The 10,082-nt window shown below is 68.7% G+C and carries 10 protein-coding genes; 8 read left to right on the top strand and 2 right to left on the bottom strand.

Translation table 11 applies throughout. The annotated features are described in order from the left end of the window. The coding region (gene lpxC / locus VI238_RS10230; protein WP_331650986.1) for a UDP-3-O-acyl-N-acetylglucosamine deacetylase at nucleotides 1–742 on the top strand (742 nt) is incomplete at its 5' end. 238 nt (nucleotides 743–980) lie between these two features. Here the strand turns inward: lpxC and VI238_RS10225 are convergent. Further along, on the bottom strand, nucleotides 981–1,442 hold the full coding sequence (locus tag VI238_RS10225; RefSeq protein ID WP_331650984.1) for a DciA family protein: 462 nt from the start codon (nucleotides 1,440–1,442) through the stop codon (nucleotides 981–983). Between the two features lie 26 nt (nucleotides 1,443–1,468). Here VI238_RS10225 and VI238_RS10220 point away from each other — a divergent pair, with 26 nt between their 5' ends. The 7 genes from VI238_RS10220 (at nucleotide 1,469) to VI238_RS10190 (ending at nucleotide 9,443) form a co-directional block, all read left to right on the top strand. Then, on the top strand, nucleotides 1,469–2,407 hold the full coding sequence (locus tag VI238_RS10220) for a M23 family metallopeptidase (RefSeq protein ID WP_331650983.1): 939 nt from the start codon (nucleotides 1,469–1,471) through the stop codon (nucleotides 2,405–2,407). Nucleotides 2,408–2,613: 206 nt separating this feature from the next. Next, a complete protein-coding gene (gene secA / locus VI238_RS10215) occupies nucleotides 2,614–5,367 on the top strand; it encodes a preprotein translocase subunit SecA (RefSeq protein WP_331650982.1) in 2,754 nt (917 codons plus the stop codon). A gap of 7 nt (nucleotides 5,368–5,374) precedes the next feature. After that, complete coding sequence (locus VI238_RS10210; RefSeq protein WP_331650980.1) at nucleotides 5,375–6,319, top strand: Nudix family hydrolase; 945 nt, start codon at nucleotides 5,375–5,377, stop codon at nucleotides 6,317–6,319. Nucleotides 6,320–6,413: 94 nt separating this feature from the next. Then, on the top strand, nucleotides 6,414–6,986 hold the full coding sequence (locus VI238_RS10205; RefSeq protein WP_331650979.1) for a class I SAM-dependent methyltransferase: 573 nt from the start codon (nucleotides 6,414–6,416) through the stop codon (nucleotides 6,984–6,986). Then, entirely contained in the window at nucleotides 6,983–7,954 is a 972-nt protein-coding gene (locus VI238_RS10200) for a glycosyltransferase family 2 protein (protein WP_331650978.1), read from the top strand. The genes VI238_RS10205 and VI238_RS10200 overlap by 4 nt, the downstream gene beginning before the upstream one ends. Next, nucleotides 7,951–8,562: a class I SAM-dependent methyltransferase gene (locus tag VI238_RS10195; RefSeq protein ID WP_331650976.1), complete on the top strand. Its 612-nt coding sequence runs from the start codon at nucleotides 7,951–7,953 to the stop codon at nucleotides 8,560–8,562. The genes VI238_RS10200 and VI238_RS10195 overlap by 4 nt, the downstream gene beginning before the upstream one ends. Next, nucleotides 8,559–9,443 (top strand): hypothetical protein, encoded by an 885-nt coding sequence (locus VI238_RS10190; protein WP_331650975.1) that lies wholly within the window; start codon nucleotides 8,559–8,561, stop codon nucleotides 9,441–9,443. Before VI238_RS10195 ends, VI238_RS10190 begins: the two co-directional genes overlap by 4 nt. 10 nt (nucleotides 9,444–9,453) lie before the next feature. Here VI238_RS10190 and coaE read toward each other — a convergent pair whose 3' ends face one another. After that, complete coding sequence (gene coaE, locus VI238_RS10185) at nucleotides 9,454–10,077, bottom strand: dephospho-CoA kinase (RefSeq protein ID WP_331650974.1); 624 nt, start codon at nucleotides 10,075–10,077, stop codon at nucleotides 9,454–9,456. Between the last annotated feature and the right edge of the window lie 5 nt (nucleotides 10,078–10,082).

Here is a 10,082-nt window from a genome sequence, read left to right as displayed (position 1 = left end):
GGGAGACACGCGTCTTTCCACGACGCTCGTGAAGGGCGACGTCCGCATCGCTACGATCGAGCACCTGCTCTCGGCGATGGCCGGCCTCGGCATCGACAACGCGTACGTGGACCTGTCGGCCCCCGAAGTGCCGATCATGGATGGCAGCGCCGGTCCGTTCGTGTTCCTGCTCCAGTCGGCGGGCATCGAGGAACAGGCGAAAGCCAAGCGCTTCATCCGCATCAAGAAATCGGTCACCGTCCGCGACGGCGACAAGTGGGCCCGGTTCGAGCCGTTCGACGGTTTCAAGGTCGGTTTCTCGATCGATTTCAACCACCCGATGTTCACCAAGCGCACCTCGACGAGCGAGATCGACTTCTCGACCACCTCGTTCGTCAAGGAAGTCAGTCGCGCGCGCACGTTCGGCTTCATGCGCGACATCGAGTACCTGCGCGAGCGCAACCTCGCCCTCGGCGGATCGATGGACAACGCGATCGTGCTCGACGACTATCGGGTGCTCAACGAGGATGGCCTGCGCTACGAGGACGAATTCGTCAAGCACAAGATCCTCGATGCGATCGGCGACCTCTACCTGCTCGGCCACAGCCTCATCGGCGCGTTCTACGGCTACAAGTCGGGCCACGAATTGAACAACAAGCTGTTGCGCACGCTGCTCGCGGATGCGACGGCGTGGGAAGAGGTCAGTTTCGAGGACGAAAGCGCGGCACCGATCTCCTACGCCCATCCGGCGCAGGCGGTCTGAGGCAGCGCGCGCGGGCGGCCGCCGAGGATTGGAAAGGCGAACCGCATCGCGAAACGAACATCCGGCTCCCGGTAGGGTGACCGGGTGGCCGGCACGAAGACCGGCCAGGTCGCGCGTCGGGCAGTTACGGCGGCGCGGCCGCGACACCACGGGTCGTAAGAGCCCGGGTGGGCATGACCAGAAGAAGAAAAGCTTCCGCCAAGGAAGCACGAAGCGGGGATAGGAGCCGCCCCGGCTCCTAGGAATCATCAGCGGCGATGGACGCCAGTTGGAGATAGAGGGCCCTGAGTTCAGGGTCCCGGAGGGCTGTCGCTGTCGTTCGCAAATGGCGGGCGGTGGCGGCGGAAAGCGGTTTAGGCTTTGTCGGGTCCGGGGGAACGGTCGGCAAGGGCGCCACTTTCACGGCGAAACGTTCGACGGTACCGCCGAGCGCGGTACGGGCTTCAGCCAGCAAGGCTGCTTGATGCAGCCGCAGCCGGCTCGCCCAGGTCGGACTGGACGCCAGAAAGACAATTCGTCCGTTGCGCACGTCTGCGAGCCGCGTCTCGCGTGCGGTCGCGGCGGGCAAGAGGCGGCGCAGTCTTTCATCCAGCGCATCCAGAGCGCGCGCGCGATCCGCGAGCGCGCCGAGGGCGATGCACTCCGTGGCGGGCCGAGGGCCAGCCTCGGTTCCTGGGATGGGATTGCGTTTTGGCGACACGACAGAACGAGAACCCGGCCGAGCACATGAACATCATTATCGTCCGCAATGCGCACGCGCTGCCATGGCGCATCGACCTGTCCGGCCGCCATGGCCACCTGCTCGTCGCCGCGCTCGCCGCCTGTGCGTTCGTGCTGCTCGGAATCGGCGCCCTCGGTGCCCACCTTCTCGCGAGCCCCCGCGCGCGCGACCTGCGCGAAGTCGCGGACATGCGCGCGGCGATCGCCGCCCAGCGCGGGCAGCTCGCTTCGCTGGACCAGGATTCGCGCCGCAACATCGACGCGCTCGCCGCCCAGCTCGGGCAGTTGCAGGCACAGGCGACGCGGCTGAACGCCCTCGGCGAACGCCTGACCCAGGTCGGCAAGCTCGACGACGGCGAATTCGACTTCGCAGGCGACCCCGCGGTCGGCGGCCCGGAAGAGCCGGCCATGGGAGTGACGATGCCGTTGCCGCTGCAGAGCGGCATCGACAACCTGCGCGCCGAGTTCGACCGCCAGCAGGCCCAGCTCGACGTGCTCGAGAACCTCCTGCGCGACCGCAAGATCGACAACCAGCTGCTGCCGAGCGGCATGCCGGTGAGCCAGGGCTACATCGCGTCGGGTTTCGGCGATCGCTCCGACCCGTTCGATGGCCACCAGGCGATCCACATGGGCGTCGATTTCGCGGCGCCCGAGGGCACGCCCGTCAACGCGGTCGCCGACGGTGTCGTCACCTACACGGGCGTGCGCGCCGGCTACGGCAACGTGGTCGAGATCGATCACGGGAACGGCTACATGACGCGCTATGCGCACAATTCCGCGATCAGCGCGACGCCGGGCCAGCGCGTCCACGCCGGGCAGGCGATCGCGAGCGTCGGCTCCACCGGCCGTTCGACCGGTCCGCATTGCCACTTCGAGGTCTGGTACAACGGACGCCCGGTCAACCCGATGGTGTACGTGAAATCGACCCGCGCGAGCCGCGCCTGATCCTTCCCGCGGCACCCAGGCGGTCGACGTGGGACGGTTGAAAGGCCGTCCCGCCGCCTCAAGCTGGCGTGTATCGAGAGGCCGCCGTATCATCGGCGGTTGGTTTGTTTTTCCACGACTCTCCGTCGCGGGAGGGCACGCCGGCCATCCCCGGCCGGGCGCTCCATGAACCGCCTCTCATTCCCCCGTTCCGACCAAGACGACCCATGCTCAACAGTTTCCTGACGCGCATCTTCGGCAGCCGCAACGAACGCGTTCTGCGCCAGCTCGGCAAGTCGGTGGCGCAGATCAACGCGCTCGAGCAGGACTTCAAGGGGTTGTCCGACGCCGGACTGCAGGCGAAAACCGACGAGTTCCGCCGCCGCCTTTCCGAGGGCGCAACGCTCGACAGCCTGCTGCCCGAAGCGTTCGCGACCGTGCGCGAAGCGTCCCGTCGCGTACTCGGCATGCGCCACCACGACGTCCAGCTGATCGGCGGCATGGTCCTGCACAACGGCAAGATCGCCGAAATGCGCACGGGCGAAGGCAAGACGCTCGTCGCGACCCTGCCGGTCTATCTCAATGCGCTCGAAGGCAAGGGCGTGCATGTCGTCACCGTGAACGACTACCTCGCCAAGCGCGACTCGGCCTGGATGGGCCGCATCTACACGTTCCTCGGCATGACCGTCGGCGTCGTCTGGCCGGGCATGGATCACGGCGACAAGCGCGCGGCCTACGCCGCGGACATCACCTACGGCACCAACAACGAATTCGGCTTCGACTACCTGCGCGACAACATGGCGCTGTCGGCCGAGCAGCGCTACCAGCGCGGCCTGCACTACGCGATCGTCGACGAAGTCGACTCGATCCTCATCGACGAGGCGCGCACGCCGCTGATCATCTCGGGGCCTTCCGACGAGTCGCCGCAGCTGTACGTGAAGGTCAACCGCATCGTGCCGCGCATGACGCGGCAGCTCAAGGAGAGCAAGCCGGGCGACCCGCCCGAGCCGGGCGACTACTACGTCGACGAGAAGCAGAAGCAGGTGCACCTGTCCGAGGAGGGCATGGAGCACGCCGAGCAGCTGCTGCGCAAGGAAGGCATCATCGGCGAGGAAGAGGGCCTCTACGACTCGCAGCACATCGCGGTCGTGCACCACCTCAACGCCGCGCTGCGCGCGCACGCGCTGTACCAGCGCGACGTCGACTACATCGTGCGCGACGGCGAGGTCATCATCGTCGACGAATTCACCGGCCGTACCCTCCCGGGCCGGCGCTGGTCCGACGGCCTGCACCAGGCGGTGGAGGCGAAGGAAGGCGTGCCGATCCAGCGCGAGAACCAGACGCTCGCGTCGATCACGTTCCAGAACCTGTTCCGCATGTACAAGAAGCTGTCCGGCATGACCGGCACGGCGGACACCGAAGCCTACGAGTTCCAGTCGATCTACGGCCTCGAGGTCGTCGTCATTCCGACGCACCGGCCGATGATCCGCAAGGACGAAGCCGACGTGGTGTTCCTCAAGCAGCAGCCGAAGTTCGACGCGATCGTCGAGGACATCAAGGAGAGCTACGAGCGCGGCCAACCCGTGCTCGTCGGCACCGCCTCGATCGAGATGTCCGAGCTGCTCTCGGGCTTGCTGCAGAAGAAGGGCGTGCCGCACGAGGTGCTCAACGCCAAGCAGCACGAGCGCGAAGCGCACATCGTCGCCCAAGCGGGCCGCCCGAAGGCGATCACGATCGCGACCAACATGGCCGGCCGCGGCACCGACATCGTGCTCGGCGGCAGCCTCGAGGCCGAGCTGCACGCGCTCGGCGAGGACGTGCCCGAAGCCGAGCGCGAGCGCGTGAAGGTCGAATGGCAGAAGCGGCACGACGAAGTCATCGCACTCGGCGGCCTGCGCATCATCGGCACCGAGCGTCACGAGTCGCGGCGCATCGACAACCAGCTGCGCGGGCGTTCCGGTCGCCAGGGCGACCCGGGTTCGAGCCGCTTCTACCTGTCGCTCGAGGACAACCTCATCCGCATCTTCATGGGCGAGGGCGTCGCACGCATGATGCGCATGTTCGGCATGAAGGAGGACGACGCGATCCAGGATCGCATGGTCAGCCGGCAGATCGAGAAGGCGCAGCGCAAGGTCGAGGCGCACAACTTCGACATCCGCAAGCACCTGCTCGAGTTCGACGACACCGCGAACGACCAGCGCAAGGTGATCTACCAGCAGCGCAACGAGCTGCTCGACAGCGCCGACGTCGCCGAGACGATCCGGATCATCCGCCAGGACGTCATCGCCGACGTCGTGCGTCGCTACGTGCCCGCCGATTCGATCGACGATCAATGGAACCTCGCCGGCCTCGAAACCGAGCTTGCCTCCGAGTTCGGCCTGCAGACGGGCCTCAAGCAGTGGCTCGACCAGCAGGAAGACGCCGACGCGGGCGATGTGCTCGAGCACGTGCAGGAACTCGTCGACCGGCTGTTCCGCGAGAAGGAAGCGATGCTCGGGTCCGAGGTCATGCGCGGCCTCGAGAAGCACGTCATGCTGTCCGTGCTCGACAATGGCTGGAAGGAGCACCTCGCGAGCATGGACTACCTGCGCCAGGGCATCTACCTGCGCGGTTACGCGCAGAAGCAGCCGAAGCAGGAGTTCAAGCGCGAGGCGTTCGAGTTGTTCGAAGGCATGCTAGGTCGCATCAAGTTCGAGATCGTGCAGCTGCTCGCGCGCGTGCGCATCCGCAGCGAGCAGGAAGTGGAAGCGATGGAACAACAGCAGCGCCGCCAGGCCGAGATGCAGGCGCGCGCGATGCAGTTCCAGCACGCCGAGGCGACCGGTCTCGGTGTCGGCGAGCCCCTGCCCGAAGCGGAGTCGGCGCCGATGCCGAACGTCGGCACGCCGCAGCTGCGCGATGCGCCGAAGGTCGGGCGCAACGATCCGTGTCCGTGCGGATCGGGCAAGAAGTACAAGCAGTGCCACGGCAAGCTCGTCTGAGCCTGCCGTGCCGGCATCGATCCACGTCGTAGCGGGCGTGTTGCGTGATGCGGGCGGCCGCGTGCTGCTCGCGCGCCGACCTGCGGGCAAGCATCTCGCGGGGCTGTGGGAGTTCCCGGGCGGCAAGTGCGACGCCGGCGAGGCTCCGGTCGATGCCCTCGCGCGCGAGCTGCGCGAAGAGATCGGCGTGGTCGTCGAGTCGGCGCGCCCGCTGATCGCGGTGCCGCACCGCTATCCGGAGCAGGACATCCTGCTCGACGTCTGGCGGGTTTCCGCGTGGTCCGGCGTGCCGCATCCGCACGAGGGCCAGGCGCTGGCCTGGGTCGAGCGCAGCGCGCTGCCGCAGGTCGCGATGCCGCCCGCCGATCGACCCGTGATCGCCGCGCTTGAACTGCCCGATCGCTACCTGATCACGCCCGAAACCTCGCCGGACGAGCTGGGCGAACTGACGGCCGGCATCGAGCGCGCCTGCCGCCGCGGCCTGCGCCTGATCCAGCTGCGCCAGCCGCACTGGCCGCGCGCCCGCCTCGCTGAGGCAGCGCGCAGTGCGCGGGCGATCTGCCACGAGCACGGCACGCGCCTGCTACTCAACGGCGACGTGCAGCTCGCGATGGTGCTAGGCCTCGATGGCGTGCACATGCCCGCGCGACTCGCCGCCGACCTCGTGCAGCGTCCGCTGCCGCCCGATCGCTGGTTCGGCGTCTCCTGTCACGACGCCGCGGAGCTCCTGCACGCCGTGCGCGTCGGCGCGGACTTCGCGACGCTGTCGCCGGTGCTGCCGACGCCCGGCCACGAGCAGGCCGAGGCGCTCGGATGGGAGCGCTTCGCGGATCTCGTCGCGCACGCGCCGATGCCGGTCTACGCGCTCGGCGGAATGGAGGGCGAGGACATCGATGCCGCATGGATGGCGGGTGCGCAGGGAATTGCCGCGATTCGCGGCCTGTGGGCGTGACGTGTCTCCGTGACACTCGATTGAAGCGTTGCTAGATTGTGCTGTTGCCGCGCCCGTCGCGCCGCCTCTGCGTCGCCACCATCCGCCAGGTGCCATGTCCGATCAGGGAACCCAAGGCCTGTTGTCGCCGTTCCTGCGCCATCGCCGCATCCGCGCGGTCGCGCCCTGGCTGCGCGGGCGCGTGCTCGATTACGGCTGCGGCTCCGGTGCGTTGGCCGCCCATGTCGCGGCCGCCGATTACGTCGGCTTCGACGTCGACGCCGATGCGCTCGCGATCGCGCGGCGCCGGCATCCGCACCACCGGTTCCTCGCCGCGGTGCCCGACGGCGAATGCTTCGACACGGTCGCGTGCCTCGCCGTGATCGAGCACGTCGCACAGCCTGACGCGTTCCTGCGCGAACTGGCCGGCAGGGTACGACCCGGCGGCTGCGTCGTGCTGACGACACCCCACCCGGCCTACGAATTCGTCCACGATCTCGGTGCGCGCATCGGCGTCTTCAGCCGCGATGCGAGCGAGGAGCATGAGGCGCTCCTCGATCGCGCGGCCTTGTGCGCGCTCGCCGAGCGCGAGCGCCTCGAGATCGCCGCGTATCGACGCTTCCTCGGCGGTGCCAACCAGCTGTTCGTGGCGCGGCGACGTGCGCCCACGCGAGGGGAATGCGCGTGAGACTGATCGTGCAGGTTCCGTGCTTCAATGAAAGCGAATCGCTGAAGCACACGATTCCGCAGCTGCCGCGCATCGTGCCCGGCTTCGAGCGCGTCGAATGGCTCGTCATCGACGACGGCTCGGTCGACGGAACGGCGGACGTCGCGAGGCAGCTCGGCGTCGACCACGTCGTGCGGCATCCGGTGAATCGCGGCCTTGCCGCAGCGTTCATGACCGGGCTCGAGGCCGCCGTCGCGCTCGGCGCCGACGTCATCGTCAACACCGACGCGGACAACCAATACGACGCGCGCGATATCGAAACGCTCGTGCGCCCGATCATCGAGGGCTGCGCCGAAATGGTCGTCGGCGCGCGGCCGATCGCCGACACCGAGCATTTCTCGCGGTCGAAGAAGCGCTTGCAGCGGCTCGGGAGCTGGGTCGTGCGCGTGGCGAGCCGAACGCAGGTCGCGGACGCGCCGAGCGGCTTCCGCGCGCTCACGCGCGAGGCGGCGCAGCGCCTCAACGTGTTCAGCTCCTACACCTACACGCTCGAGACGATCATCCAGGCGGGGCAGAGCAACATCCGCGTCGTGTCCGTGCCGGTGCGCACGAATCCGGACCTGCGCCCTTCTCGGCTCGTGAAGAGCATGCGCCACTACGTGTGGCGCTCCGCCGCGACGATCGTGCGCATCTTCGCGACCTATCGTCCGCTCGCGTTCTTCGGCCTGGTCGCGAGCTTCTTCCTCTTCACCGGCGTGCTGCTCGGCGCGTGGTACGTGGCGCACATGCTGCTCGGCGAAGGTGCCGGACACGTCCAGTCCGCGGTGCTCGCCGCCGCGTCGGTGACGATCGGCTTCCTGCTGTTCATGCTCGGCTTCATCGCCGACCTCACGTCGGTCAACCGCCGACTCCTCGAGGGAATCGACTGGCGCCTGCGCCAGGTCGAGGCGGATGTGAAGAGCCTGCGCGACCGAGGGCCGCAGCCGTGACTCGCCGCGCGCCGACGGCCGGCAACTACTACGACAAGTACGGCACCGCGAATCCGATCGCGCGGCGGCTCATGCGCGGGTTCCTCGACGCGTTCGACGCGCTGGTCGAGGACGTACCGGTCGCGGATGCGCTCGAGATCGGTTGCGGCGAGGGCGAGCTGTCGATCCGTCTCGCGAAGCGCGGATTCCGCGTGCGCGGCTGCGACATCTCGGCGGACATCATCGAGGAAGCACGGCGGCGCGCGCGCGCAGCAGGCGTGGAAGCGGCGTTCTGGCCGCAATCGATCGAATCGATCGACGCGAAAGCGGAGGCGGCACCGCTGGTCGTCTGCTGCGAGGTACTCGAGCACGTCGACGATCCCGCGCGGGCGATCGACGTGCTGGCGGAGCTCGCTCGCCCGCATCTCCTGGCCAGCGTGCCGCGCGAACCGATCTGGCGCGCGCTCAACATGGCGCGCGGCAAGTATCTCGGCGCGCTCGGCAATACGCCCGGGCACGTCAATCACTGGGGACGAGCGGCGTTCCTGCAACTGGTCGCGCGCCGCTTCGAGATCGTGAGGGTGCGTTCGCCTCTGCCGTGGACCATGGTCTTGTGCAAGCGACGTTGAACGCGCTTCGCCGTGCGGCGCGGATCGCCGGCACGTTGCTGTGCTGCGTGGCGGTCGTCTTCCTGCTGGGGCGCGGATACGCGCTCGGGACATCGATCGGCGACGGGTTCGAGCGGATCGGTGTGCGCGCATTCGTGGTCGCGTGCGCGTGCTACGCCGCCGCGGCGGCGTTGCTCGGCGTCGGCTGGGTGGCGCTCGTTCGCCTGGCCACCGGCGAGCGCGTCCCGTTCGCGCCGCTCTACGCGTCGCACCTGCGTTCGCAACTCGCGAAGTACCTGCCGGGCAACGTGTTCCATCTCGCGTATCGCCACGTCGCCGCGCGCAAGGCGGGGGTCGGTCATGCGCCGCTCGCGCTTGCGCTCGGCATGGAGACGGCGTTGGTCAGCGCGAGCGCGGCGGTGTTGTCGATCGGCATCGTCGCCGAGCCGCGCGTGTCGACGATCGCGCCATGGGCGCGCGGGCTCGCGTGGATCGCGTGGCTGTTGCCGATCATGGGGGCATGGGTCGTATCGGTGTACGTGCGACGCGTCACTCGGCGCGTCGCGATGCTCGACGTGGTGCGCGGTACGGCCTTCGTGTTCGCGATCCATCTTTCGTTCATGGTGCTCGCAACGTTCGCGTTGCGCAGCCTCGGCCCCCCGGGGGGCGGGCTTTCGATCGCGAGCTGGTGCGGCTGGCTCGCACTGGCGTGGTTGCTCGGCTACGTGATGCCCGGCGCGCCCGCCGGGATAGGCGTTCGCGAAGCGGCGCTCGTGGTCGGGCTCGGGCCCGCGCTGGGCGAGGCGAACGCGCTCGTCGTCGCGCTCGCCTATCGATTCGTCACGGTCGTCGTCGACGCCGCGTCGGCAGGCGTCGGTTTCCTGCTGCGCGGCCGATCCTGATTCGCGCGAGTCAGGGTACGGCGCTGCGGTTCGCGGCCGACGCCATCGCGCGATAGCGCTCATGCAGTACGCCGACCGCGGTGTCCAGATCGGCAAGGCTGCCGTCGTTGGTGATCGCGTCGTCGGCGATCGCGAGCCGCCGCTCCCGGGTCGCCTGCGCGGCGAGCATCGCCTCCGCGGTCGCCGGCGACACGCCGTCGCGCGCGAGCAGCCGGGCGAGCTGGACCTCGCGCGGCACGTCGACGACGAGGATGCGATCGACCCAGGCGTACTCGCCGGCGTGCTCGGCGAGCAGCGGGACCACGACCATCGCGTAGCCGTCGCACGGCGCACGGGCGCGCTGCTGCAGCACGTCGCGCACGCGCGGGTGGAGGATCGCCTCGAGGCGACGCCGCGCCGCGGCGTCCGCGAACACGCGTTCGCGCAACGCGCGGCGGTCGAGGGTACCGTCGGACCGCAGTGCGTCGGCGCCGAATGCCGAGACGATCTCGCGCAACGCGGGCTGGCCCGGTTCGACCAGCTCGCGTGCGACGACGTCGGCATCGATCACGTGGACGCCGCGCGCGGCGAACCGGGTCGCCGCAGCCGACTTGCCGCTCGCTACCCCGCCCGTGAGCGCGACGACGAAGGTCATTCGTT

This window comes from Dokdonella sp. (assembly GCF_036518555.1).
GTDB lineage: Bacteria > Pseudomonadota > Gammaproteobacteria > Xanthomonadales > Rhodanobacteraceae > Dokdonella_A.
Note: the sequence above shows the minus strand (reverse complement) of the source record. Positions and strands in the feature narration are given on the sequence as shown.

Excerpts from the sequence above, each read along its gene's own strand:
- VI238_RS10220 (WP_331650983.1), top strand. The coding sequence starts at position 1,469 with ATGAACATCATTATCGTCCGCAATGCGCACGCGCTGCCATGGCGCATC.
- secA (WP_331650982.1), top strand. The coding sequence starts at position 2,614 with ATGCTCAACAGTTTCCTGACGCGCATCTTCGGCAGCCGCAACGAACGC.
- VI238_RS10205 (WP_331650979.1), top strand. The coding sequence starts at position 6,414 with ATGTCCGATCAGGGAACCCAAGGCCTGTTGTCGCCGTTCCTGCGCCAT.
- coaE (WP_331650974.1), bottom strand. The coding sequence starts at position 10,077 with ATGACCTTCGTCGTCGCGCTCACGGGCGGGGTAGCGAGCGGCAAGTCG.